A 22,863-nucleotide genomic window follows, 5' to 3' on the forward strand; every position below is an offset into this window, starting at 1 on the left:
GATACGTCGTGGCTGCGCACGACAGCGGCTTGGACCTGCGGGCCGCCGTCGCGCGATGTTGCTTACTTCTTCGTGTTGTCGAAGAGGCTGCGGTATTGCCCGTAACCTTCCTCTTCGAGGCGCGATACAGGAATGAAGCGCAGCGACGCCGAATTGATGCAGTAGCGCAGCCCGCCCGCTTCGCGCGGGCCGTCCGGAAACACGTGACCCAGATGACTGTCGCCGTGTTTCGAGCGCACTTCCGTGCGGATCATTCCGTGACTCGTGTCGCGCAACTCGACGACGTGTTCGTCCTCGAGCGGCCTCGTGAAGCTCGGCCAGCCGCAGCCGCTGTCGAATTTATCGAGCGACGTGAAGAGCGGCTCGCCCGATACGACATCGACGTACAGGCCCATTTCCTTGCTGTCCCAGAACTCGTTGTAAAAGGGGCGTTCCGTCCCGCTCTCCTGCGTCACGCGACGCTGCTCGGGCGTGAGACGGTCCAATGCTTCCGGAGTTTTTGCGTACGCGGGCATGTGTGAATCTCTCCTTGATTTGCAGGGCAGCGCTTGCGTCTGCCGCTTTTGTCGGACCCGAGGGGCGTCCCGCTTTCCAGCGCGACCGGCGACGGCCACTCGTACCCGTATATATGGGCGCTACCGATACGCTCAAGCATACGCAAATGTCAGCGTGCTTGCAGTGGGCGCATCATTCGCTGCCGCTATCCTTGCCGTCGATAGAAGAGCGATACGACAATAGGCGCGCGTCAGCACAAAGGTCGCGCATCGAGCAAAACCCACTTATTCGAGCATGAAGAAAACCAGCCCTGCCACGAAGCCTGTTACGAAGCCCACCGCGAAGCCCGCCGTCAAAAAGGCGCGTGCTGCGGCAAAGAAGGCCGTGCGTCCGAAGAAGCCGCAGCCGCTCGATGCCGTCATCGGTGCCGATGGCCTCGCGCGTCCGCCGTGGGCCTCTGTCGATCCGCTGCTCAAGCATTACTACGACACCGAGTGGGGCATGCCCGTGCGCGACGAGCACGGACTGTTCGAACGGTTGAGCCTGGAGGCGTTCCAGTCCGGGCTTTCGTGGGCAACGATTCTGCGCAAGCGCGAAGCGTTCCGGGAGGCATTCGGCAACTTCGATCCCGACGTGGTGGCCGCATTCGACAAGAACGACGTCGAACGATTGATGGCCGACGAGCGGATCATCCGCAATCGCGCGAAGATTCTGGCGACGATCACAAACGCCGCAGCAACTGTCCGCTTGCGTGAAGAGGGTGGACTTGCCGCGCTGATCTGGTCGTTCCAGCCGCACGCGACGCCTGCCCCGCGCACGATCGCCGAAATTCCCACGACATCGGACGAATCGGTCGCGTTGAGCAAGGCATTGCGCAAGCGCGGCTTCGTCTTCGTCGGACCGACGACGATGCATGCGTTGATGGAAGCGACAGGCATCATCGACACGAATCTCGTCGACAGCCATCGGCGCGGCAGCTCAGGTGTCTGGCCGCGCGAGTGAGCGCCACGTGCGCGACATCGCGATTCGGGATCACGCAAAAGGCTAACGCAATCAGCTGCTGCGTCGCGCAGCCATGAACGCCTCGACAAAGCGAAGCGCCTGCTCGCATTGATCGAGCGTGAGCATATGAATCGAATTGGGCAGCGGATCGAAGCCGAGTTCCGTCGCAACCCAGCGGATCGCCTTCGCGCGCGCTTCGAACGCGTTGACGCCGTCGCGCCGCACCTTGCCGGCGACGAGCGGTTCGAGCGCATCGTGCAAATGGCTCTTCGCGTCGCGCAGCGCGGCGTCGGCAAGCCGGCCGAGCGGCACGTGGCGCGTGCTGCGCGCATGAATACCGATCCACGCCTGGCACGGCGCGCAGATCCACACGGGACCGTGATCGTCGCGATACGGATAGCTTTCGTCGCCTGCGCGCGCGAGCACGGCTTTTGCCCCGCAGTAGTCGCACAGCGGTTGCGGCAGCGCCTTCACGGGTTTGCCTACGCGCATGGCAACGCCTCAGTCGGTTTCACTGGCTTCATAAAAAGGTTCGCTCTATGGCCGAAGCGCACGGGTCGGACAAAAGCACTAGCTTACCGAAACATACCAAACGGGGCCGGCTCGCCAAACCGCTTGCCCTTATGCCTCGCGCTATCACATGAGCTTGATGAAGCCGCACGACTGCGCACGCGCACGGCTCCGACGGCGACCAAATCACGAACGGGGTTTGGCCCCCTTTGAGCCGATTGCACTGCTGCGCGCCATAAAGCCATGGACCGCGCCCGATCCGAAACACGAGGATCGCGGCGCGGCCCATGCGCCCGATGTCACTTCCCGGCATTGAGCGGCGTCGCCGACGCACGCACGTTGTCCGCCGTCATCTTCGCACCGCCGGGCCGATAGCCATTCGAGTAGAGCAGGAACGCCATGATGTCGGCGTAATCCTGATCCTTCAGCTTGCCGGGTTTGTCGGCGGGCATGTTGGTCGCCATATACGTGTACACGCCGCCGATGGTCAGATGCGCGTTGGACGCGGGCGCAAACGCCGGACCTTGCAGCGCGGGCGCCGTCACGCCTTGCAACTGCGCGCCGTGGCATTTCGCGCAAGCCGCCGAATAGAGCATCTTGCCGTGCGTCGCCTGCGCCTGATCGAAAGACGGCGCGCCGCTTGCCGCGTCGGCGGCGATCTTGACGAAGCCGCCCGCGTCGTTCGCATTCGCGGCCGCGAGCAGCGCTGGCCGAACGACCGCGCGCGATGCATGCGATGCGCGCGGTCCGTCGCGATAGCGTGCGGGATCGTCAGCGGAGCTTTCGGCGATCGCATTCGCGGGCATCGTCCAGTCGCGTGTCAAGGCGAGCAGGCGGCCATCGTTCGACAGCGTATCGAGCGCCGCGTCGATCCGTTCGCGCAAAGCGGTCGTACGTGGCCCGAATGCGAACACGAGTTGCCAGTCCGCGTACGGCGAGCGCGCGGCGGCGACCGTGAAGCGCTGCTGCGGATGCGCAAGCCGATAAGCGACGACGGCGGGATACCAGACGATCGCGCGCTGCGCATGTCCTTTCGCGACGGCATCGACGCTCAATGCGGACGTGTTCTGCAGATCGAGCTTGATGCTCGGCTGCTGCACGGCGATCAGCTGCGCGGGGCTCGCGTACATTGCCGCGACTGTGTTCTTTGCGGCACCTTGCGGGTTCGCGTCGGGCGCTTCGATGCTCACATAGCCCGCGCGCAGATAGCCGCGCGAAAACTGCAGCTTGCTGTTGGAAGCATCCGCGACCGTCGAGCGCGGAAAGCCGGCGATCACGTCGCAATCGCGTGCGAGTGTCCTGTCGAGTTCCTTCAGCGAAACGCCGTCGTCATCGCCATCGCCGATGCCGCGCTTGACGAGCGTCGCGGGGATGCCCGCCTGTGCGAACACGTTGCGCGCGATGGTTTGATCCAGTGCCGCGGACGGGCTGCCGGGAAACGCGCAGACCTTCACGCTTGCCATCGATGACACCGATGCGAGCGCGAGGCAGGCAGCAAGCGCGCTCGCTGCCGGAATACGATTGAGAGAGTGGTTCATGTCGAAGCGTCCGGAAAGATCGGGACGGGCGCGACGCGCCGCGTCCCTGTTCTGCGAAATCACGAATGGCTGAGCGCGAATACGTAAAGCGTTCCGCCGCGCGGCACCTTGTCCGCGACCTTTGCCATCGGGCCGCCCCAGATGGGATTGGCGCCGCCGTAGCCCGCGAGCACCGCGACGTATTCCTTGCCGTCGATCTCGAACACTGACGGCTGCGCGATGATCCCGCTCGCGAGTTTCGGGCTTTGCCACAGCACCTTGCCGCTCGCGACGTCGAACGCGTACAGATGGCCGTCAAGCGAACCGCTGAACGCGAGGCCGCTTGCCGTCGTTGCCACGCCGCCGTTCCACGGCAGCTTGCTCCAGTGGCTCCAGAGCTTCTTGCCGGTGTTCACGTCGATCGCTTGCAGTTCGCCGTAGCCCTGGCTGCCCGGTTCAGGCTTGATCTCGAAGCCCTCGCCGAGATACGGCAAACCCTCCATGTAGTTCACCGACTTGCCGGACAGCGACATGCACGCGTGCAGCGTCGGCACGATGGCGATGTGCTTGTCCGCGTCGTATGAAACCGACCACCAGTTCTTGCCGCCGAGGAAGCTCGGACAGGTCTCGATGGTCGTCCCTGTCTTCGGATACTTCGACTCGTCCTGCACGGGCTTGCCATCGGCCGTATAACCCGTGACCGAGGTCGCCTTCACGAACGGGCGCGCATAGATCAGCTTGCCGTTGCTCCGATCGATCGCGTGGAAATAGCCGTTGCGGTCCGCGTGAATGATCGCGTCATAGTCCTTGCCTTCGTACTTGATATTGGCGAGCACGGGCGTGTTGACGCCGTCATAGTCCCACGTGTCGTGACGCGTGTACTGGTAGTGCCATTTGAGGTCGCCTGTTTTCGGATCGAGCGCGAGCAGCGAGTCCGAATAGAGGTTGTCGCCGGGACGAAGATCGGCGAGCCACGGCCCCGGATTGCCGACGCCCCAATAGAGCGTCTTGCTGCCGGAATCGTAGGTGCCCGTCAGCCATGCGGGGGCGCCACCGTGCTCCTGCATGCCGTCGGGCCACGTGTTGCCGCCCGGCTCCTTCGCGCCGGGCACGGTATAGCGCTTCCACAGCACGTTGCCGTTCGCGGGATCGAGCGCGGCGATGAATCCGCGCGCGCCATACTCGCCGCCCGAGCTGCCGACCACGAGCGCGCCGTCCAGTGCGAGCGGCGCGAGCGAGAACGCGTAGCCCGTGCCCGGATCGAACATCTGCTTCTTCCATACGAGCGCGCCGCTTTGCGCGTCGAGCGCAGCCACTTCGCCGCTCAGCATCGCGACATAGACGTTCTTGCCGTACAGCGCCACGCCCCGGTTCACGACGTCGCAGCACGCGGTCTTGAACGACTCGGCGCCGAGCTTCGGTTCGTACTTCCACAGCGTTTTGCCGGACACGGCATCGAACGCATAGACGTTGTCCTTGGGCGTTGTCACGAACAGATAGCGTCCGTTGACGAGCGGCGTCGCTTCGAAGCCTTGCTGAAGATCGGCGGGAAACTTGTAGGCCCATGCCTGCTTGAGACCCTTCACGTTCGACGCGTCGATCTGCTTGAGCGGCGAATGCGCCTGGCCGTTGTACGTGCGGTAGTAGGTGAGCCAGCCCGGATCGCTTTGCGCCGACGTGAGCCGGTCATACGTCACAGCGGGATAGTCGGCCGCGGCGGCAACGGGCCCCGGCCTCAGACTGATGGTTGCCGCGACGGCAGCGGCCAGTATCGCGAGCCGCGCGGGCGAAGCCGAACTTGTCTTCATCGTTGTCTCCAGTTGAGTTATCGGTGCGACGCCTGTCGGCAGAAGGTCCTAGCTCTGCGTGTCGGCTGCGTGGCCGTTAAGGCAAGTCGCATGCCATTGCCTCCTCATTACCTGGCGATCCTCTCGAATCGGCTTGGAGCCCATGCGTCGCAGGCGTGCATGCCGACAAGGCGCGTGGTGGCGCAGCGCGTGTTGTGTTGCATCGTGGAGCAGTGGACAGATCGCGTGTTGCCAAAAGTGACAGCGCGACGTCGTTCAGCGCGGCTGTCGAAACACGACAAAGCAGAACATGAGGTGATCCTCACGTTCTGCGCGGGAATAGGAAACGTCAGTCGAGCCAGCCGCGTTGTCGTGCGTGGTCGATGAACTGATAGACATCCGGTGCGAGGCCGGACGCGTTGAAGAGCGCTTCGAGCTCGTCGATGATTTCATCGAGTTCGCGCGTGCCGTCGCAGCGCGAGAGAATTTCGCCCGCACTCGGATTGAGCCTCACCATCCCTTGCGGATAGCGCAGCACATAGACGTGCTCGCCGGGCTCCCAGTGCAGCCGGAACAGCTGGCTGAGGCGCGGGCGCGTGCTCGGACCGGCATCGGCGGGCATCGGCATCATGGCGTGTCGGCCTTTTTGTTTGCGTCGATGATGCGCCGTCACGCGCCGCGTGCAACGCGCGACGGCATTTCAGCATGACCTCAGCGAACGGCGATGTACATCGTCACTTCGAAACCGAAACGCAGATCCGTATAGGCGGGTGTGCTCCACTGCATGGCTGTCTCCTGGATGGTTTGACGAACGACCGCGGCTCGATGGCGGTCGGGGCCGTGAAACGCAAGCTCCATGCCGGAAGCACTCGCGATGCAGATGAAACCGCCGTCGCACTGGCGTCGGAATAAATCGCTCGTGGCCCGCGTTTAGGTGAAACGCGTGCCGGCGCGCAATTGACCTGCTTCTACACGCTTGTTTGCGTGTGCATGCCGGTCATTGTCCTATGGAGAATCAGTCGATTGCGGCAGCAGGGCTTTATGAAAGGTGCAGCCATGAGATTCGTTCAACACGTGATGATTCTCGCCAGCACAATTGCGCTTGGCATTTTCCCGGCTCGCGGTGACGCTCAGCAACACGTCAGCGCGACATTGCTCTCGGATGCAATTCAGCTCGACACCAGCGAGGTCAAAGCTGGTCCCGTGACGTTCGACGTCCGCAATGCCGCGGACAACAAGATGGTTCACGAACTCGTCGTGTTGAAGACATCGCTCGCCGACAATGCGCTTCCGGTTCATAAAGGCCAGGTGCCAGAGCAGAAATTCAAAAAGATGGGCGAAGTCGAGGACGTTGCGCCAGGCAAGAGTCGACGCCTCACGATCACGCTTGCGCCGGGCCACTACGTACTCGTGTGTAACAAGCCTGGTCACTATGCGATGGGCATGCATGCGTCGCTTGCGGCCACACCGTGAAGGGCGTTATCCGGGCGAAGATGGAGGTTCTTTGCGCGAAGCACAGAGAGACGCGGAATAAATGGGCCGCTCGCACGTTTACGCGTTCGAGCGGCTTTTCGCGCCGAAGCATTGAAGACTCTCAGAGCTTTTCCCAGCCGCCGGGGCAGCTGGGGTGCCCGCAAGGGAAGGAGGTGCCCTATGAAAGCTTTGATGCAGTTGTCTGCCTTCGAATCACCCACGGCGTTCATACGCCCGTCGAAACTCCGTCGCCCGTTCCGCTTCACGCCCGTGCGCTTACACGCCGCCATGTGCGGCATTGGCCTCGCAGTACTGTTGCTGGGGCCCTCCATTGCAGGCGGAGAGCCTGTCATTCCGCCGACATCGACCGTCGCTTCGACGGTTCCAGTCAAGCATGACCTCAATCCGTACGGCATTGCTTTCGTGCCGGGCGGCGTGCCGTCGGGCAGCGCGCTGAGCCCCGGTGACGTCCTCGTGTCGAACTTCAACGCCGGGTCGAACAAGCAAGGCACCGGGACGACCATCGTGAAGCTGGTGACCGACGGCAAGCCAGTGACCTTTTTCCAGGGGCAGAATCTGGGCCTCACCACCGCACTCGCGGTACTGAAGAGCGGCTTTGTGCTGGTCGGCAATCTTCCGACGACGAATGGCACAGCCATCACCTCGCCTGGCTCGCTATTGGTGATCAACCCGCAAGGCGGGCTCCTCAGCGAACTGAAAGATTCAACCCTGCTGGACGGTCCGTGGGACATGACCGTCATCAGCGAACAGGGGGCGCAAGTCACCGCGTTCGTCTCGAACGTGTTGAACGGTACCGTGGCGCGGATCGATATCAACATCGGCGCAAGCGGCGCGACGCTCCTGAACAGCTCGCGCATCATTGCGTCCGGCTACGCGCATCGGCCCGATCCCGCAGCGCTCGTCGTCGGCCCGACGGGGCTGGCCTATGACGCAGCCCACGACGTGCTTTACGTCGCATCGACCAACAACAACGAGGTGTTCGCCATTTCGGGTGCTGCGGCGCTCACGCACGATAACGGTCCGGGAACGGTCATCTATCAGGACAATGACCATCTTCACGGGCCACTGGCATTGGCGCTTGCGCCGAACGGCGATCTGGTGACGTCGAATGGCGATGCCATCAATCCTGACGCGCAGCAACCGAGTGAAATCGTCGAGTTCACACCCGATGGGCATTTCGTTGCGCAGATGCAGGTCGATCCGACGCCGGGCTCCGCATTCGGCCTTGCGTTCGGTCTGAGCAGCAGTGGCCAATCGCAGTTCGCGGCAGTCAACGACAACACGAATACGGCTACCGTCTGGACGTTGCGCACAAGCAGTGGCAACTGACCTTGGAGGAGGACGGATCGAGCGATACCGCATATGACGCCAGCAAGCGCGAGCGATCTCGCTGCTCGACGGTGAACAGGTTGTCTAGATTTGGAGCACACCTGTTCCGAAAAGCAACAGTGGGTGCGCCAGCACGCAGCACGCTGCAAATACACAGAGGAAAGGGGAGCGTGCTACGTGTCGTCGCCTGTTGAGTCCGCTTGCGCGCCGCTGCCGTTGCCCAACGACGGCATCTTGCGATAGACCGTGTTGCGCGAAATGCCGAGCGCGCGTGCAGCCGCCGACACGTTTCCGTTGTGTCTCGCGACAGCCGCGGCGATCGCGCATGCCTGAACGTCCTGAAGCCGCGTGCCCGGCAGCGGCAACGTATCGCCTGCGGGCTGTGGCGCGGGCGCCGGCTTTACGCGCAGATCGTCGAAGAAGTCTTCGGGCAGATGCTCGCGCCTGATCTGGCCGTCGTCGTCCACCATTGCGGCGGCCGTGCGCAGCAGATTGCCGAGTTGCCGGAAATTGCCGGGCCACGCGCATTGCTCGAAGAGCGTCATCACATCGTCGGCGACGCTGAGCCGCGAGCCCGTGACTTCGTCGGGCGGCGTCAGTTGCAGCATCTTTTCGATCACGCCGGCGAGATCCGTGCGCTCGCGCAACGGCGGCAGTTTGACGACGAGGCCGTTCAAACGGTAGTACAGGTCCTCGCGGAAACGGTTCTGCACGATCATCTCGCGCAGATTGCGGTGCGTCGCGCAAATGATGGCGATATCGACGGGAACGGATTTGCTTGAGCCGAGCGGATCGACGACGCGCTCTTGCAGCACGCGCAGCAACCGCACCTGCAACGGATACGGCATGTCGCCGATCTCGTCGAGAAAGAGCGTGCCGCCATTCGCCTGCAACAGCTTGCCGACGGCGCCCTTGCGCCGCGCGCCCGTAAAGGCGCCTTCCTCATAGCCGAACAGTTCCGACTCGATCAGATTTTCCGGTATCGACGCGCAATTCACGGCGACGAACGGCCCCGCGCGGCGCGGCGAATCGTTGTGGATGGCCTGCGCGAGCAGTTCCTTGCCGGTGCCCGTTTCGCCCGTGATCAGAATGGGAATGTCTTTGCCGATCACCTTGCGCACCTTCGCGATGACGGCGGCAATCTGCGGGTCGCCCGTGTCGAGGCAGTCGAGCCGCGACGGCGCGTTGACGAGCGACGCGCGTCTCGCGGGCTGCGCGCGGGCGGCGGCGGTTGGCGGTGCGGTGACGGTGTCCGCGGACCATGCGCTCTCTTCGTGCGTCGCGCGGCGAAACTCGACGCTCGCGCAAACAACCGTGCCGTTGTTCAGATCGAGCGAAAGGTGATGACCCCGGCTCGCGCGCAGACGGTCGATCAGTTGCGGCGTCGTCAGGCCGAACAGCGACGACAGCGTATGCGCGCGCATCGCCGCGAGCGGCAAGCCCACCTGAAACTGCGCGCTGCGATTCGCGGACAGAAAGCGTCCGTCGCACGTAAAGGCCATGATGCCTTCCATTAGCGTGCCGAGAAATTCCGGCCGGCCGTGAAACGCGATTTGCAGCGTGTTGCGAAAGGTGCTGGTAAACAGGTGGTTTTCGATCATCTGCACCGACATCTTCGCGAGCGCCATCGTATGTTGATGGTAACTGCGATGATCGCCCGTCACGTCGAGCACGCCGGCGACATCGCCATACGGATCGAGAATCGGCACGCTGGAGCACGTCAGAAAGCGGTTGGCGGCGAGGTAGTGCTGGTCGCCGTGCACGACGGTCGCGCAGTGCTCCGCGATCGCCGTGCCGATCGCATTCGTGCCTTGCCGTTCTTCGGCCCAGTTCGCGCCTGCCTTGAGCGCGACCTTTTCGGCGCGGCGCAGAAAGTCGTCGTCGCCGATCGAATGAAGGATCAGCCCTTGTGCATCCGTCAGCACGATCATGCTTTGCGTGTTCGCGATCTGCTCGCGCAGCGTTTCCATCACAGGCGTCGCGTGCGCACACAGCGCGCGGTTCTGCTCGAGCTTCATCCGCAATTCGCTTTGCGTCAGCACATCGTAGTCCGGACGCATCGTCGCGTTGAGCCCGAACGTTTCGGACCGCTCGTGCGCTTTCTGGATCGACGGCGTGAGCCAGCCGCAGTCGCGGCTGACGAATGATCCAGCGATCGGGTGGGCCTCTTCGCGCATTGTCTCCTCCGGTCCCATGCAAGATGGTGGCTGTTGTCGTGCCGGTCGTGTGCCGGCATCGCCGGATTAAAAAGCAAGACCTGCGCCAAATAGCCGATACTCTCTTCAGCAGCGAATGAAGCCGTCAGCCGAACGAAAGGGTAGCGTCATGGCCGAAGCGGTCGTCGTCGGGGCAAACTCGCCTTGGTCCTTTGCGGGCGGCGAACGGGCGCGAGCGACGTGATGGTCAGATCGCGAGACGCTGTACGCCAGTGGTCCTTCGTGATGGCCACGGCTGTAGCTATCGCGAAGTTACGGTCGCGCGACGGCTGCGAAAATTGGTGATTACGCGGACTGCGGCGATATGCGCGGATAGCATGCACAACTCGCGCACGCCTGTTCGCCGCGAAGAAAACGGATGACTCGACCATGACCCGTCCTCGCGCGGCATCGCGCATCAGATCGCCCGACACCACGCATCGCAGACTCACCCGCGACGGCCATACGATCGCCTACACCGTACACGGCGACCCCGCCGGCGTGCCCGTCGTCGTGTTGCATGGCGGGCCGGGAAGCGGCAGTCAGCCTGGCGCGCTGCGTCTGTTCGATCTTGCGCGCATGCGTGTCGTGATGGTGGATCAGCGAGGCACAGGGGCATCGACGCCGCGCGGTAGTCTGCGTCACAACGATACGCAACGGCTGATCGGCGATCTCGAAGCGATACGCGCCGAACTGCGCATCGCGCGATGGGGCGTCGTGGGCGGATCGTGGGGCGCCGCGCTTGCGCTGGCCTATGCGGGAACGCATCCGGCGGCCGTCGGCGCCGTCGTGTTGCGCGGACTCTTCCTGACGTCGAAGCGCGAAGTGCGCCGACTGTTCGTGACGTCGCGTGCTCGTGCGCCGCGAGCCTGGCGCGCGCTGATGCATGCGGCAGGATGCGAGCGCACGTCGTCGTTGTCGGCGGCGTGCATGCGGATGCCCGCGATGCGGCGCATGCAGGCCGATGCCGTCGCGTCGGCGTGGCGCGCGTATGAAAACGCGATCCTCATGCAGGCGTCGTCGCGACCCTCAGCGTCGCGCAAGACGAGAACGCGTGGCCGGGACGATGCGATAACGGCGAAGTACCGCATCCAGGCCCACTATCTGATGCACGGCTGCTGGCTCGGCGAGCGGCGTCTGATTGCGCTGGCAAAGCGGGCCGTTTCAGCGGGTGTCGCGATCCGCGCAGTGCATGGCCTGCGTGACCCCGTGTGCTCGCCGGAGAATCTGCATCGACTGATGCACGCGGTTCCTGCCGTGCACGGACGCTTCGTCGATGCAGGTCATCTCGCATCCGATCCGCGTCTTGCACGCGCGCTGATCGCAACGATTCGCGAAGCGTTTCTTAGCCGATAAACCTGCCGATAAAGGCATCACGCGTTAGCTTTCGTGTTCAGCGACGATGCCGCTAAAGAGATCGGGCATCGTATCGTCCATCTGCTCGCGCGGCGGCAACGTGCCGTCGCGGACCTGTGCGAGTACGGCGGGCGGCAGCCAGGTCTCTTCCATCGCGCCGATCCCGCTCTCGATCATCTGTTGCAGGAAGAACGACTGCCTGCGCCCCGTGACTTCGGCCAATAGCCGCAACCTTCGTTCGATCGCGGGGTCCACCCGTACCGCAACCACCTTCAACTTGTTTTCGGCGGTCCTCTTCACCGTATGCTCCTGTTCACTGACTTCGCGCCGGAAACGGGCGAGCGGAGCTTCTACCACGACGGTTCGTCGGATGGCAATGCCTGATTCGACTTCTTTGCCGAAAATCGTGGAGCGGCTGTCGTCGAGTTCAACAAATGAAGCTTTGGCCCGATCGACTTCGAGACGATTCAAGCGCGTTCAAGCGCCTTGCCTTCAATCATCGTCATCGTCGTGATGATGATGCCAGCCGCGATGACGGCCGTGGTCGTGCCGCCAGTGGTCGTCGCGATAGCCGTATCCATAGTCGTAGTAGACGGGCGCGGGCGCATAGACGGCGGGCGGCGGGGCTTCGTACACGACAGGCGGCTGCTCGACATAAACGGGAGCGGGGATGCCGAACGTCACGCCGACATCGACATGGGCGAATGCGGCCGTAGACGTACAGGCGGCGATGAGGCCTGCGGTGCAAATGAGGGTTAGGCGTTTCAACTTGTTGCTCCGTTGCGGGCGTTCGCGCAATGAATGCCACGGTGGCGAGTGATGGCATTCTATAAATGCACTCGTTCTCATGTTGCATCCCGCATGTTGCGTCTGTAACGGGTAGTAACGGCCGGCTGTCTTCGCTCGCGCGTGTGATAGATGCGCCACTAGCAGAAGCGCTGCGTCAGCTCGTAGATCAACAGGAACACGCAGCCGGTATCGCTTTTGAAGCCCGTGTCGACGGTGCCCGATTCGGCGATACCGACCCAGCCCGGCAACAGACGCTGCCCGTTCTGCGTCGCTTCGCCTTCGAGCACGTAGATGAACTCCGGGCCTGTGTGCAGATGCGTGGGAAAGACCGTCCCCGGCTCGAACCGCACGAGTTGCATCGCGCGGCCGTTGGCCTTGCCGAGATTCTTGATCTGCACGCCGCTCGCACAAACCGATTGTGTCCACGGCAGCGCTTGCGCATCGACAGAAGAGAAGTGCGGCGTGGCGTGTTGTCCGTTCATTTCGTCTCCCTTTTCGTATGGCGTCAGAGCGTTGACGCGCAATCACTTCTGCGCGATCCGCCGGAGTGTGCGTAGTCGAAGTGTAGATGCGGCTCGGAATGCGATCAGCGACGAGCCCTGCCGCGACGGAAATTCATCGATGTAAAGCGATTCCGATTTGTCACGTTTGGCGCAACTGTGAGTTGGCCGAATAGGTGTTTATCCCAGGTGCCGACACTCCTAGACTGTCTTCAACGCAACGAACAAATCGTTCGACGCATTCAAATCAATCTGGAGGTAATGATCATGAAATCGCTCATCAAGGCCGTTGCACTTGCTGCTGTCCTCGCTGTCCCGGTTGCATCGTTCGCGCAATCCAGTCAGCCGGTTAGCCGTGCACAGGTTCGCGCTGAACTGGTGCAACTGGAGAAGACCGGTTATGTGCCTTCGAACAGCAGCGACACGCAATACCCCGCCAACATCCAGTCAGCCGAAGCAAAGGTTCAAGCTGCGAATGGCGCCCAAACCAGCGGCATCGGCGGCACGGCGGATGGCACGTCGCAGGCAGGACAACGTGCATCGTTCGCTGCAAGCTCGTACTCGGTTCCCGTCTTCGAGCATCATTGATCGACGGCGCTGGCTCCATGCAGCCAGCGTGACGTAGCAAACCAGCCAGCCGCGACACGCGCCGTCAGACGACGGAATGCATGTCGCGGTTTCTTCTTTTGACGAGCGTCGCTTGCGGCGAACACGCTGTTCGTATCGTAGTGGCGGCCGCCCAATCTGCCGCGCGCTCGATGTCGTCGTCGTGGGCGGTGGCAATTCGGCTGGCTCGAAGGCTGCAGCGTCGAGACCGACGACAAAGGCTTCATCCGCACAGGCTCCGCCGTGCACGCAGGCTACGAAGACGTCGATCTCACGCTCGAAACGAGCGTGCCGGGCGTGTTCGCGATCGGCGACGTGCGCTCGGGATCGACCAAACGCGTGGCGGCCGCCGTCGGCGAAGGTGCCGCCGTAGTCGGGCAGATTCATGGCGTGCTGCGCGAGCGTCAGCGGCTCGCGGGTGGATTGCGCTGAGCGCGCTTAACGGACGATTCAGACGCGGATCAGCCTTCGCGCGCCATATGCCATCCGCCCGTCTTCGGGTCAGCGTAGGCGCGCAGCGCTTCGAGCGCCGTCGCCACGGCTGCGCGATTCTCGTTTTCCGCGTGCCAGTACATCGACACCGAGCCGAACCCTTCGAGCTGCATCGGCAGAATGTGGACGGCATTCAACTGCTCGAAGCGCAGCGCGGCCCGATGCGAGGCGACGCCCACCAGGTCCGTGTTGTTGAGCAGCGTGAGATTGAGGATCGACGAATTCGTTTCGACGCAATGGTTCGGCAACGCGCGGCCCACTGCGGAGAGCGCGGTCTCCAGCGCATTGCGCACGGGCGTGCCCTGCGGCCAGACGATCCACGAATACGCCAGTACGTCGTCCCAGCCGACCTTTGTCTTGTCCGTCAGCGGATGATGCGGCCGCGCGACGAAGTTGATGGGCTCGGTATAGAGCGGCTCGGTTTGCAATTGCGGATCGTCGTATTCCTGACCCGAGCGGCCGACGACGATATCCAGCTCGCCGCGCGCGAGTTGCGGCATCAGCTGGTTCATCGTGCTCTCGATGATCCGCACCTTCGCGCGAGGCATGCGTTCGAGCAGCCGCGACACCGCGAGCGGCACTGTGTCCGCCGCTGATACGCCCGATGTGCCGATGCTCACGAGTCCGCTGCCGCCCTCGCGCAGCGCCAGCATGTCGTCGCGCGCGTTGTCGAGATGCGCTTCGATGCGGCGCGCGTGTTCGATCAGCGCCTCGCCATAAGGTGTCGGCCGCAAGCCGCGCGCATGTCGCTCGAAGAGCGCCAGGCCGACGTCCTCCTCCAGTTCCTTCAGCCATTTCGATAGCGCCGGCTGCGTCGTATTGAGGGCGGCCGCCGACTGGCTCAGGTTGCCCGTGCTCGCAAGGCTCAGCAGCACCTGCAGATGCCGCAGACGCAGGCGGTAAGTCCAGTCCATCGCACAGTCCTCCCTTGACGATCCGCCGATCCAGCCCGGATTGGCGGAGGTATATCCGAAACCATATGAATTAGATTAATTCGCCATTTTACCGGGTATAGCTCCGTCGCATATAAATGATGCACAGGGTCCGGGAAAGCGACGCGCGGTCCAGCGTATCCGGCCCGCGAGACACCGAAAGCAAGACAGGAGACGCGAATGACGAACAACAATCCGGGCGCATCGCGCGCGGCCTATTACGAGCAGATCGCCCGCCAGCGCATGACGCCGCTGTGGGAGTCGCTGCACAACCTCGTGCCGAAGTCGCCGCAGCCGAAAGCGCGGCCCGCGATCTGGAAGTATGCGCAGGTGCGCGACCTCGTGATGGAGGCGGGGTCCGTGATCAGCGCGGAAGAAGCCGTGCGCCGCGTGCTGGTGCTCGAAAACCCCGGCCTGCCCGGCAAGTCGAGCATGACGCCGAACCTGTACACGGGACTGCAACTGATCCTGCCTGGCGAGATCGCGCCGAGCCATCGGCATACGCAATCGGCGTTGCGCTTCATCGTCGAAGGCAAGGGCGCGTGGACGGCCGTCAACGGCGAGCGCACGACGATGCATCCCGGCGACTTCATCATCACGCCGTCGTGGACGTGGCATGACCACGGCAATCCGTCCGTCGAAGAAGGCGGCGAGCCCGTCGTGTGGCTCGATGGTCTCGACATCCCGCTCGTTGCGCAGATGGATGCAGGCTTTGCCGAAAACTATCCCGAAGCGACGCAGCCCGTCTCGCGCCCCGAAGGCGACAGCTTCGCGCGCTTCGGTCACAACATGGTGCCCGTGCGGCATCGCGTGTCCGATCCGACGTCGCCGATTTTCAGCTACCCGTACGAGCGCAGCCGCGAGGCGCTCGACGCGCTGTACCGCAACGGCGAGTTCGACGAATGGGACGGCGTGAAGCTGCGCTACGTGAACCCGGCGACGGGCGGCTGGCCGATGCCGACCATCGCGACTTTCATGCAATACCTGCCGAAGGGATTCAAGGGCCGCACGTATCGCAGCACTGACGCGACGATCTACTGCGTCGTCGAGGGCAAGGGCACGGTGAAGATCGGCGACGACGAATTCGCGTTCGAGCCGCACGACGTGTTCGTCGCGCCGTCGTGGGCGCCCGTGCAACTGTCGGCGTCGGCGGAAAGCGTGCTGTTCAGCTATTCGGATCGCCCTGTGCTCGCCGCGCTGAATCTGCTGCGCGAAGAACGCAGCTAGACGCGCGCTTTTTCGTCCGCCTCTTTCGGCATCTTTTGTCGTCGCGCGCCGCATCGGCGGCGCGTGCTCCATCCTTTTATCTGTCGAGTCGAACTCATCATGGCTTTTGTTTTCCCGCCCGAAGCGCCCGTCGCTGTTCCCGTCGCCGGTGGCGACGCTCAATTCGCGGTGCGCCGCGTCTACTGCGTGGGCCGCAATTACGCGGCACATGCGCGCGAAATGGGCTTCGATCCCGATCGCGAGCCGCCGTTCTTCTTCTGCAAGCCAGCCGATGCCGTCGTGCCCGTCGCCTATGGCGAAACGCTCGAACTCGCGTATCCGTCGCAGACGCAGAACTATCACTATGAAGCGGAACTCGTCGCCGTGATCGGCAAGAGCGGCTCGGATATTGCCGTCGAAGATGCGCTCGATTACGTTTGGGGCTACGCGGTCGGCCTCGACATGACGCGCCGCGATCTGCAGATGAAGATGCGCGAAATGGGCCGTCCGTGGGAAATCGGCAAGGCGTTCGACCGTTCCGCGCCGATGGGCCCGATTCATCCCGCGAGCACGGCCGGCCACTTCGAGAACGCCGGCCTGTGGCTGACGGCCAACGGCGAGACGAAGCAGAAGAGCGATGTATCGCATCTGATCTGGTCGGTCGCGGAGACGGTCGCATATCTGTCGAAGTTCTTCCGCCTCGAACCCGGCGACGTGATTTTCACGGGCACGCCCGAGGGCGTCGGCGCGGTGAAGCCGGGCGACACGATGAAAGTCGGCGTCGAGCGTCTGGGTGAACTGACTGTGCGCGTCGTCTGACGCGGCGCTCTGCTATTTCGATGGAAGGTCAAGCCGTGCAACTCCATAGCTTCTTCAACAGCTCGACGTCGTACCGCGTGCGCATCGCGCTCGCGCTCAAAGGCCTTGCGTACGACACGCTGCCCGTCAATATCCGCGTCGGCGAACATCGCGCAGACGATTACGTGGCGAACGTGAATCCGTCCGCGTCGGTGCCCGCGCTGATCGACGGCGACTTTCGACTCGGCCAGTCGCTCGCGATCATCGACTATCTCGACCAGAAATATCCCGAGCCGCGCCTGATTCCGCTCGAACGCGAATTGCGCGCGCGCGTGCTCGAACTCTCTGCGCTCATTGCCTGCGATATTCATCCCGTCAACAACCTGCGTGTGCTGCGCTATCTGGACGCGGAGCTGAAGGTCACGCCGCAGCAGAAGACCGCGTGGTATCGGCACTGGATCGCGGAAGGGATGGCGGGCATCGAGCGCCTGCTCGAACGCAGCAACGCAGGGCCGTGGTGCTTCGGCGCGCAACCGACGCTCGCCGACGTGTGCCTCGTGCCGCAGATCGCGAACGCGCTGCGCATGGACTGCGATCTGCGCGCGTATCGACGCAGCCTCGCCGTGTATGAGCATGCATTGAAACATCCGGCATTCGACGCCGCGCAGCCGCAGCGTCAGCCCGATTACACCGCTTGATTGCAGGATCGCAACCATCTTGCACGAGACCACGAGTAAGGCATGGAGACAGTCATGAGTGAGACAAACAGTAAAGGCGGGCGCGTGCTCGTGATCGGCGGCGGGATCGGCGGCCTTGCGGCAGCGCTGGCGCTCGCGCGTCAAGGCATTCGCGTGCAACTGCTCGAGCAGGCCGCCGAGATCAAGGAGATCGGCGCCGGCATCCAGCTCGGCGCGAACGCGTTCAATGCGCTCGATGCGCTCGGCGTCGGCGAGGCGGCGCGCAGCCGCGCCGTGTTCACCGACTACATGAAGCTGATGGATGCGCTCGACGCGAAGGAAATCGTGCGCATCGACGTCGGCGCGCCGTATCGCGCGCGCTTCGGCAATCCGTATGCGGTGATTCATCGCGCCGACATCCATCTGTCGATTCTCGAAGCCGTGCAGGATCATCCGCTGATCCAGTTCCGCACGAACACGCAGGTCTGCTCGCTCGAACAGGATGCAAGCGGCGTGACCGTCACCGATCAGCACGGCGAGCGTTATCGCGCGGATGCCGTGATCGGCTGCGACGGCGTGAAGTCGGCGATACGCAACACGCTGATCGGCGACGATCATCGCGTGACGGGACACGTCGTGTATCGCGCCGTCGTCGAAGTCGACAACATGCCGAAGGATCTGCAGATCAATGCGCCCGTCGTGTGGGCCGGGCCGCATTGCCACCTCGTGCACTATCCGCTGCGCGGCGGCCAGCAATACAACCTCGTCGTCACGTTCCATAGTCGCGAGAAAGAGGAATGGGGCGTGCGCGAAGGCAGCAAGGAGGAAGTGCTGTCGTACTTCGAAGGCATTCATCCGCTGCCGCATCAGATGCTCGACCGGCCGACTTCATGGAAGCGCTGGGCCACGGCCGATCGCGAGCCTGTCGAGCGCTGGAGCTATGGACGCGCGACCGTGCTCGGCGACGCCGCGCATCCGATGACGCAATACCTCGCGCAAGGCGCCTGTCAGGCGCTGGAAGATGCCGTCACGCTCGGCGCTGCCGTCGCCGCCACCGATGGCGATTTCGAAGCGGCGTTCAAGCTGTACGAGACGGTGCGTATTCCGCGCACTGCGCGCGTGCTGTACTCGACGCGCGAAATGGGCCGCATCTATCACGCGAAGGGCGTCGAGCGTCTGGTGCGCAATTCGCTGTGGGTCGGCCGCACGCAGGAGCAGTTCTACGATGCGTTGCAATGGCTGCATGGATGGCGCGCGGAAGATTGCTTGAAGAGCATCGCCTGAAACGCGAAGTGAAATGAATGACGGGCGGCCCGCCAAAAAAATACAACGGACGCCGGCGTCTAACTGAAGGAGACAGGTGATGGTGTACGCGCAGCCAGTCAACGTCACGGACGTAATCGACCGCAATCCGGTTTCGCCGTTTCAGCTGACGATCGTCATGTTGTGTTTTCTGATCGTCGCGATCGATGGATTCGATACGGCATCGATCGGCTTCATCGCGCCCGTCATTCGCGCGCAGTGGCAGTTGTCGCCGGCGCAGCTTGCGCCTGTGTTCGGCGCGGGGCTCGCGGGCTTGATGGCAGGCGCGCTTGTGTTCGGCCCGTTCGGCGATCGCGTGGGACGCAAGCGCCTGCTGCTCGCGTGCGTGCTGTGCTTCGGCGCTGCGAGTGCGGCGTCGGCGTGGTCGGGCGGACTGCATGAGCTGATCGCGTGGCGCTTTCTCACGGGACTCGGTCTCGGCGGCGCGATGCCGAATGCGATCACGCTCACGTCAGAGTATTGCCCGGCGAGACGCCGCTCGTTTCTTGTCACGACGATGTTCTGCGGCTTCACGATCGGCTCGGCGCTGGGCGGCATCGTCGCGGCGGAACTGATCGAGCGTTTCGGCTGGCGCTCGGTGCTGCTGACGGGCGGTGTCGCGCCGCTTCTGCTCGTGCCCCTGCTCGCGTGGCGGCTGCCCGAATCCGTGCGCTATCTCGTCAACGCGGGTAAGCGCGCGGAGCATGTGACGCGGCTGCTCGCGCGCATCGCGCCGCATGAAGATTTTTCGCAAGCGACGTTCGTCGCGCCGCATGGCGAGCCGGCGGGCTCGCCCGTCAGCCACCTGTTTCGCGCGGATCTGCTGCGCGGCACGCTGCTGCTGTGGCTGACGTTCTTCATGAGTCTGCTCGTGATCTATCTGTTGTCGAGCTGGCTGCCGACGCTTCTGCGCACGACAGGCGTTTCGCTGCATACGGCGGCGCTCGTGACGGCGATGTTCCAGGTCGGCGGTTCGGTTGGCGCGATCGTGCTCGGCTGGCTGATGGACCGCTTCAATCCGCATTACGTGCTGGCGCTCGGCTATGCGCTGGCGGGGCTCTTCACGGCGGCCATCGGCAGTCTTGCCGCGTCGCCGTGGCTCGCGGCGCTGGCTGTGTTCGCGGCGGGCTTTTGCGTGTCGGGTTCGCAAGTGGGCGCGAATGCATTGTCGGCCGTGTTCTACCCGACCAACTGCCGCGCGACGGGCGTCAGTTGGGCGAACGGAATCGGACGTAGCGGATCGGTCGTCGGTTCGCTGGCGGGCGGCGCGATGCTGGCGGCAGGGCTGCCGCTGCCGGCGATGTTCGTGCTCATCGCGATACCCGCGGTCGTTGCTGCCGCGTCGATCTTCGTGCTGGGTGCGTGGGCGATGCGGGATGTGCGCGGCGAGACGCTGGATACGCTTGCGCCGGAGCAGATGGGCTGATCGACATGATCGCGGCGCGTGCACGCGCCAGGACTACGTCACGCTCACCGCGAAATCCACCCACGCCCGATCGGCCACGCGAGCAACTTGCGATAGAGCGCGATCAGCACGCCCATCATCGCTTCGCCGGCCGACGACCAAAGCGGCGTCACAACGACGAACGCTGCGCATGCAATCACGACTGCGCCCGCCATATCGAACGGAAAGTGCACACCGATAAACACGCGCGCCCACGCAACCGCCAGCCCGGCCACGAGCATTAGCGCGCCGTACCATCGAACGCGAGCCAGCAGCAGTGTCAGCGCGACGCTGGCGAATACCGTGCCGTGGTCGCTGGGAAACGACGAATCAGCGACATGTTCGACGAACGTATGGCCGAGCCCGATCATGAAGGGCCGTGGATGCATCCAGTAAAGCCCGATGATCTGATTGCACCCGAGTGCAAGCAGCGCGACGCAGCATGCGCGCACGGCCGCTGCGCGCTGGTGCTGGCCGCCGAACAGCCACAGCACGGCGAGCGTCAGCGGAACGAGATAGATAACGTAATCGGCGATCGCAATCGCGATGTCGATTTGCCCGCGCGGCGTCGAGGCCGTCGCGTTGATCATCAGAAAGAGCGCCTGATTGAATGTTTCGAGTGTATGCATGCTGCGATCGTGTCGATGAACGGAGCTGCCTGACAAGGAAGGCAGAAGAAAGGAAGGCAGAAGAACGGCCCAATCGTACCGGCCGAAACTTATGTCACGCTTAGGCGTTCAGAACGGCGCTCCGACGCGCTGCCTATCCGCGCAGGGCATTGATGGCGCCTCACGCCACCGCCATCGGGTGAACGGAGTATTCTTTCGATGGGCTTGCAAAAGACGGCGTCATCGCCGTCTTTTTAGCTACGTGCCGAAATCGAATGGCGGTGCTTCATGGATGCGGTCTCCGATGTGTTGCGTGTCGTGCGTCTGTCCGGCGCAGTCTATCTGCACGCTGAACTGACGGCGCCGTGGTGTCTGATCGGCCACGCCGATCAGACGTTGTGCACCGCCTGGCTGCCACGAGCGGATCGCGTGGTCTCCTATCATCTGATCACGGAAGGGACCTGCTGGGCGCATCTTCCCGACCGCGCCGATCCCGCCATCTGCGTGAGCGCGGGCGAACTGCTCGTCGTGCCGCAAGGCGAGGCGCACATCATGGGAAGCGCGCTCGATCTCGCGCCCGTGCCGGCGGGACCGCTCCTCGAATCGCAGCTCGATACCACACCGGGCGAACTGCTGAATCTCTCGCATGGCGGCGGCGGCGCGCCCACGCGCATCCTGTGCGGCTTTCTTGCTTGCGACGACGCGCTGAGCAATCCCGTGCTCGGCTCGCTGCCGCGCCTCTTCAAGGTTGATGTGCGCAACGATCCGCAGTCGGCGTGGCTCGAAGCATCGCTGCGCTTCGCCGCCTCCGAGGCCGCGCAATCGCGCGCGGGCAGCGCGATCGTTCTCGCACGGCTGTCGGAACTGCTGTTCGTGTGGGCCGTGCGACGCTGCATCGACGACTTGCCAGCCGAACGCAAGAACTGGCTCGCGGGCGTGAAGGACCGGTTCGTCGGCCGCGCGCTGTCGATGCTGCACGCGCAACCGTCATACGACTGGACCGTCGACGAGCTTGCGCGGAAAGTCGGTCTGTCGCGCTCCGCATTTTCACATCGTTTCAGCGATCTGCTCGGGCAGCCGCCGATGCAATATCTCGCGCGTTGGCGTCTGATCGTCGCGGCGCAGGAGCTGTCGTACAGCAGCAAGGCGATTGCGGCGATCGCCGAGCAGGTCGGCTACGAATCGGAATCGGCGTTCCATCGCGCGTTCAGGCGCGAGTTCGGCATGCCGCCCGCGGCGTGGCGAAAGCGTCATAGCCATGTCGACGGCGCCGAGGTCATCGCCGAAAGCCAGTAACGTTGCTGCCAATCGACCGGCGTTCGCGCGGCGCGCATCGGGCTCACTGTGGGTGTAATGCATGAAGGCTTGCGCAACGTAAAACCGCGCGGGTCGATGCGCGTGACGCGGACAATGACCGCGCGCCGCATCGCTCGCATCCGCGTCGAAGGCGATGGATGCAAACGGCTTCCGATGTCATGCATCAACCGGCGCATCGCGGCGTGCCATGCGAGCGGATCGAGTATCCGGGTGCCGCGCAGCGACTTCAATAACGACAGCGCGGTGCCGAGTTCCCGCATATGTCTGCCGTGATCGTTGTTCAGCTGACGCAGCGCCGCATAGCAGGCATCCCAGCCGACATGCGAATGCACATGCAGCAGCGCGAGCAACAACACGGGCGGCAAGAGCGCGAGGCCGCCTTGCATCAGCGCATCGCCTTGCAGTTGCAGCAGGAGTTGCTCGTATGGGTCTTCGCTGATGGAGCGTCGGCGCGGGTCCGGCAGATGATGCATGACAGGGTCTCCTCGTTCGCAAGGGGCGCGTTTT

At 63.5% G+C, this 22,863-nt stretch carries 24 protein-coding genes and 1 pseudogene; 12 read left to right on the forward strand and 13 right to left on the reverse strand.

The genetic code is table 11. The features are described 5' to 3' along the window. Positions 1-62: 62 nt before the first annotated feature. Positions 63-515: a peptide-methionine (R)-S-oxide reductase MsrB gene (gene msrB / locus GCT13_RS20860; RefSeq protein WP_152761160.1), complete on the reverse strand. Its 453-nt coding sequence runs from the start codon at positions 513-515 to the stop codon at positions 63-65. A 274-nt stretch (positions 516-789) separates the two neighbouring features. On the opposite strand from msrB, the gene GCT13_RS20865 reads away from it, so the two are divergent. Next, entirely contained in the window at positions 790-1,497 is a 708-nt protein-coding gene (locus tag GCT13_RS20865; protein WP_152761162.1) for a DNA-3-methyladenine glycosylase I, read from the forward strand. 51 nt (positions 1,498-1,548) lie between these two features. Here GCT13_RS20865 and GCT13_RS20870 read toward each other — a convergent pair whose 3' ends face one another. The 5 genes from GCT13_RS20870 to pqqA form a co-directional block, all read right to left on the reverse strand. Further along, positions 1,549-1,989 (reverse strand): zinc-finger-containing protein, encoded by a 441-nt coding sequence (locus GCT13_RS20870; protein WP_152761164.1) that lies wholly within the window; start codon positions 1,987-1,989, stop codon positions 1,549-1,551. Between the two features lie 317 nt (positions 1,990-2,306). After that, a complete protein-coding gene (locus GCT13_RS20875; protein WP_152761166.1) occupies positions 2,307-3,545 on the reverse strand; it encodes a c-type cytochrome in 1,239 nt (412 codons plus the stop codon). A 59-nt stretch (positions 3,546-3,604) separates the two neighbouring features. Beyond that, positions 3,605-5,332 (reverse strand): methanol/ethanol family PQQ-dependent dehydrogenase, encoded by a 1,728-nt coding sequence (locus GCT13_RS20880; RefSeq protein WP_152761168.1) that lies wholly within the window; start codon positions 5,330-5,332, stop codon positions 3,605-3,607. Between the two features lie 328 nt (positions 5,333-5,660). Beyond that, complete coding sequence (gene pqqD, locus GCT13_RS20885) at positions 5,661-5,942, reverse strand: pyrroloquinoline quinone biosynthesis peptide chaperone PqqD (protein WP_152761170.1); 282 nt, start codon at positions 5,940-5,942, stop codon at positions 5,661-5,663. Positions 5,943-6,022: 80 nt separating this feature from the next. Then, the gene (gene pqqA, locus GCT13_RS20890) at positions 6,023-6,097 is read right to left on the reverse strand and encodes a pyrroloquinoline quinone precursor peptide PqqA (protein WP_143810907.1); all 75 of its coding nucleotides are present in this window, start codon (positions 6,095-6,097) and stop codon (positions 6,023-6,025) included. A gap of 270 nt (positions 6,098-6,367) precedes the next feature. On the opposite strand from pqqA, the gene GCT13_RS20895 reads away from it, so the two are divergent. After that, positions 6,368-6,784, forward strand: a complete 417-nt coding sequence (locus GCT13_RS20895; protein ID WP_152761365.1) for a plastocyanin/azurin family copper-binding protein — start codon at positions 6,368-6,370, stop codon at positions 6,782-6,784. A 180-nt stretch (positions 6,785-6,964) separates the two neighbouring features. Beyond that, positions 6,965-8,134 carry an NHL repeat-containing protein gene (locus tag GCT13_RS20900; RefSeq protein ID WP_152761172.1) on the forward strand — a complete coding sequence of 390 codons (1,170 nt, stop codon included), beginning with the start codon at positions 6,965-6,967 and terminating at the stop codon, positions 8,132-8,134. A gap of 173 nt (positions 8,135-8,307) precedes the next feature. On the opposite strand, the gene GCT13_RS20905 is transcribed toward GCT13_RS20900, so the two are convergent. Beyond that, positions 8,308-10,311 carry a sigma-54-dependent Fis family transcriptional regulator gene (locus GCT13_RS20905; RefSeq protein ID WP_152761174.1) on the reverse strand — a complete coding sequence of 668 codons (2,004 nt, stop codon included), beginning with the start codon at positions 10,309-10,311 and terminating at the stop codon, positions 8,308-8,310. A gap of 408 nt (positions 10,312-10,719) precedes the next feature. On the opposite strand from GCT13_RS20905, the gene GCT13_RS20910 reads away from it, so the two are divergent. Next, positions 10,720-11,685: an alpha/beta fold hydrolase gene (locus tag GCT13_RS20910; protein ID WP_152761176.1), complete on the forward strand. Its 966-nt coding sequence runs from the start codon at positions 10,720-10,722 to the stop codon at positions 11,683-11,685. A 24-nt stretch (positions 11,686-11,709) separates the two neighbouring features. On the opposite strand, the gene GCT13_RS20915 is transcribed toward GCT13_RS20910, so the two are convergent. From GCT13_RS20915 to GCT13_RS20925, 3 genes are all read right to left on the reverse strand, one after another. Continuing rightward, complete coding sequence (locus tag GCT13_RS20915) at positions 11,710-11,985, reverse strand: hypothetical protein (RefSeq protein ID WP_321574508.1); 276 nt, start codon at positions 11,983-11,985, stop codon at positions 11,710-11,712. A gap of 192 nt (positions 11,986-12,177) precedes the next feature. Further along, positions 12,178-12,453, reverse strand: coding sequence for a hypothetical protein (locus GCT13_RS20920; protein ID WP_152761178.1), 276 nt, complete (start codon positions 12,451-12,453; stop codon positions 12,178-12,180). Positions 12,454-12,611: 158 nt separating this feature from the next. Next, positions 12,612-12,956, reverse strand: coding sequence for a cupin domain-containing protein (locus GCT13_RS20925; protein WP_152761180.1), 345 nt, complete (start codon positions 12,954-12,956; stop codon positions 12,612-12,614). A gap of 285 nt (positions 12,957-13,241) precedes the next feature. Between GCT13_RS20925 and GCT13_RS20930 the strand changes: the two genes are divergently transcribed. Next, positions 13,242-13,562, forward strand: coding sequence for a DUF4148 domain-containing protein (locus GCT13_RS20930; RefSeq protein WP_152761182.1), 321 nt, complete (start codon positions 13,242-13,244; stop codon positions 13,560-13,562). Positions 13,563-13,763: 201 nt separating this feature from the next. Continuing rightward, positions 13,764-14,012, forward strand: a pseudogene (locus tag GCT13_RS20935) (FAD-dependent oxidoreductase); the annotation flags it as partial. Between the two features lie 29 nt (positions 14,013-14,041). On the opposite strand, the gene GCT13_RS20940 reads toward GCT13_RS20935, so the two are convergent. After that, the gene (locus GCT13_RS20940; protein WP_152761186.1) at positions 14,042-14,986 is read right to left on the reverse strand and encodes a LysR substrate-binding domain-containing protein; all 945 of its coding nucleotides are present in this window, start codon (positions 14,984-14,986) and stop codon (positions 14,042-14,044) included. A gap of 198 nt (positions 14,987-15,184) precedes the next feature. On the opposite strand from GCT13_RS20940, the gene gtdA reads away from it, so the two are divergent. The 5 genes from gtdA (at position 15,185) to GCT13_RS20965 (ending at position 20,413) form a co-directional block, all read left to right on the forward strand. Further along, positions 15,185-16,231, forward strand: coding sequence for a gentisate 1,2-dioxygenase (gene gtdA, locus GCT13_RS20945; RefSeq protein WP_152761188.1), 1,047 nt, complete (start codon positions 15,185-15,187; stop codon positions 16,229-16,231). 99 nt (positions 16,232-16,330) lie between these two features. Beyond that, on the forward strand, positions 16,331-17,029 hold the full coding sequence (locus GCT13_RS20950; protein WP_152761190.1) for a fumarylacetoacetate hydrolase family protein: 699 nt from the start codon (positions 16,331-16,333) through the stop codon (positions 17,027-17,029). Between the two features lie 35 nt (positions 17,030-17,064). Continuing rightward, positions 17,065-17,706, forward strand: coding sequence for a maleylacetoacetate isomerase (gene maiA, locus GCT13_RS20955; protein ID WP_321574509.1), 642 nt, complete (start codon positions 17,065-17,067; stop codon positions 17,704-17,706). 54 nt (positions 17,707-17,760) lie between these two features. Next, positions 17,761-18,969 (forward strand): 3-hydroxybenzoate 6-monooxygenase, encoded by a 1,209-nt coding sequence (locus GCT13_RS20960; protein WP_152761194.1) that lies wholly within the window; start codon positions 17,761-17,763, stop codon positions 18,967-18,969. Positions 18,970-19,048: 79 nt separating this feature from the next. Next, positions 19,049-20,413, forward strand: coding sequence for an MFS transporter (locus GCT13_RS20965; RefSeq protein ID WP_152761196.1), 1,365 nt, complete (start codon positions 19,049-19,051; stop codon positions 20,411-20,413). A gap of 44 nt (positions 20,414-20,457) precedes the next feature. Here GCT13_RS20965 and GCT13_RS20970 read toward each other — a convergent pair whose 3' ends face one another. Beyond that, complete coding sequence (locus GCT13_RS20970; RefSeq protein ID WP_152761198.1) at positions 20,458-21,060, reverse strand: phosphatase PAP2 family protein; 603 nt, start codon at positions 21,058-21,060, stop codon at positions 20,458-20,460. A 267-nt stretch (positions 21,061-21,327) separates the two neighbouring features. Here GCT13_RS20970 and GCT13_RS20975 point away from each other — a divergent pair, with 267 nt between their 5' ends. Next, positions 21,328-22,335 (forward strand): AraC family transcriptional regulator, encoded by a 1,008-nt coding sequence (locus GCT13_RS20975; RefSeq protein ID WP_152761200.1) that lies wholly within the window; start codon positions 21,328-21,330, stop codon positions 22,333-22,335. Here GCT13_RS20975 and GCT13_RS20980 read toward each other — a convergent pair. Then, positions 22,290-22,829 (reverse strand): hypothetical protein, encoded by a 540-nt coding sequence (locus tag GCT13_RS20980; RefSeq protein WP_152761202.1) that lies wholly within the window; start codon positions 22,827-22,829, stop codon positions 22,290-22,292. The two genes, GCT13_RS20975 and GCT13_RS20980, sit on opposite strands and share 46 nt — an antisense overlap. Between the last annotated feature and the right edge of the window lie 34 nt (positions 22,830-22,863).

It is taken from the genome of Paraburkholderia franconis (assembly GCF_009362735.1).
GTDB lineage: Bacteria > Pseudomonadota > Gammaproteobacteria > Burkholderiales > Burkholderiaceae > Paraburkholderia > Paraburkholderia franconis.

Bases quoted from the DNA above. Each gene is read 5' to 3' on its own strand.
- msrB (WP_152761160.1), bottom strand. From the start codon at position 515: ATGCCCGCGTACGCAAAAACTCCGGAAGCATTGGACCGTCTCACGCCC.
- GCT13_RS20865 (WP_152761162.1), top strand. From the start codon at position 790: ATGAAGAAAACCAGCCCTGCCACGAAGCCTGTTACGAAGCCCACCGCG.
- GCT13_RS20870 (WP_152761164.1), bottom strand. From the start codon at position 1,989: ATGCGCGTAGGCAAACCCGTGAAGGCGCTGCCGCAACCGCTGTGCGAC.
- GCT13_RS20875 (WP_152761166.1), bottom strand. From the start codon at position 3,545: ATGAACCACTCTCTCAATCGTATTCCGGCAGCGAGCGCGCTTGCTGCC.
- GCT13_RS20880 (WP_152761168.1), bottom strand. From the start codon at position 5,332: ATGAAGACAAGTTCGGCTTCGCCCGCGCGGCTCGCGATACTGGCCGCT.
- pqqD (WP_152761170.1), bottom strand. From the start codon at position 5,942: ATGATGCCGATGCCCGCCGATGCCGGTCCGAGCACGCGCCCGCGCCTC.
- GCT13_RS20895 (WP_152761365.1), top strand. From the start codon at position 6,368: ATGAGATTCGTTCAACACGTGATGATTCTCGCCAGCACAATTGCGCTT.
- GCT13_RS20900 (WP_152761172.1), top strand. From the start codon at position 6,965: ATGAAAGCTTTGATGCAGTTGTCTGCCTTCGAATCACCCACGGCGTTC.
- GCT13_RS20905 (WP_152761174.1), bottom strand. From the start codon at position 10,311: ATGCGCGAAGAGGCCCACCCGATCGCTGGATCATTCGTCAGCCGCGAC.
- GCT13_RS20910 (WP_152761176.1), top strand. From the start codon at position 10,720: ATGACCCGTCCTCGCGCGGCATCGCGCATCAGATCGCCCGACACCACG.
- GCT13_RS20925 (WP_152761180.1), bottom strand. From the start codon at position 12,956: ATGAACGGACAACACGCCACGCCGCACTTCTCTTCTGTCGATGCGCAA.
- GCT13_RS20930 (WP_152761182.1), top strand. From the start codon at position 13,242: ATGAAATCGCTCATCAAGGCCGTTGCACTTGCTGCTGTCCTCGCTGTC.
- GCT13_RS20940 (WP_152761186.1), bottom strand. From the start codon at position 14,986: ATGGACTGGACTTACCGCCTGCGTCTGCGGCATCTGCAGGTGCTGCTG.
- gtdA (WP_152761188.1), top strand. From the start codon at position 15,185: ATGACGAACAACAATCCGGGCGCATCGCGCGCGGCCTATTACGAGCAG.
- GCT13_RS20950 (WP_152761190.1), top strand. From the start codon at position 16,331: ATGGCTTTTGTTTTCCCGCCCGAAGCGCCCGTCGCTGTTCCCGTCGCC.
- GCT13_RS20960 (WP_152761194.1), top strand. From the start codon at position 17,761: ATGAGTGAGACAAACAGTAAAGGCGGGCGCGTGCTCGTGATCGGCGGC.
- GCT13_RS20965 (WP_152761196.1), top strand. From the start codon at position 19,049: ATGGTGTACGCGCAGCCAGTCAACGTCACGGACGTAATCGACCGCAAT.
- GCT13_RS20970 (WP_152761198.1), bottom strand. From the start codon at position 21,060: ATGCATACACTCGAAACATTCAATCAGGCGCTCTTTCTGATGATCAAC.
- GCT13_RS20975 (WP_152761200.1), top strand. From the start codon at position 21,328: ATGGATGCGGTCTCCGATGTGTTGCGTGTCGTGCGTCTGTCCGGCGCA.
- GCT13_RS20980 (WP_152761202.1), bottom strand. From the start codon at position 22,829: ATGCATCATCTGCCGGACCCGCGCCGACGCTCCATCAGCGAAGACCCA.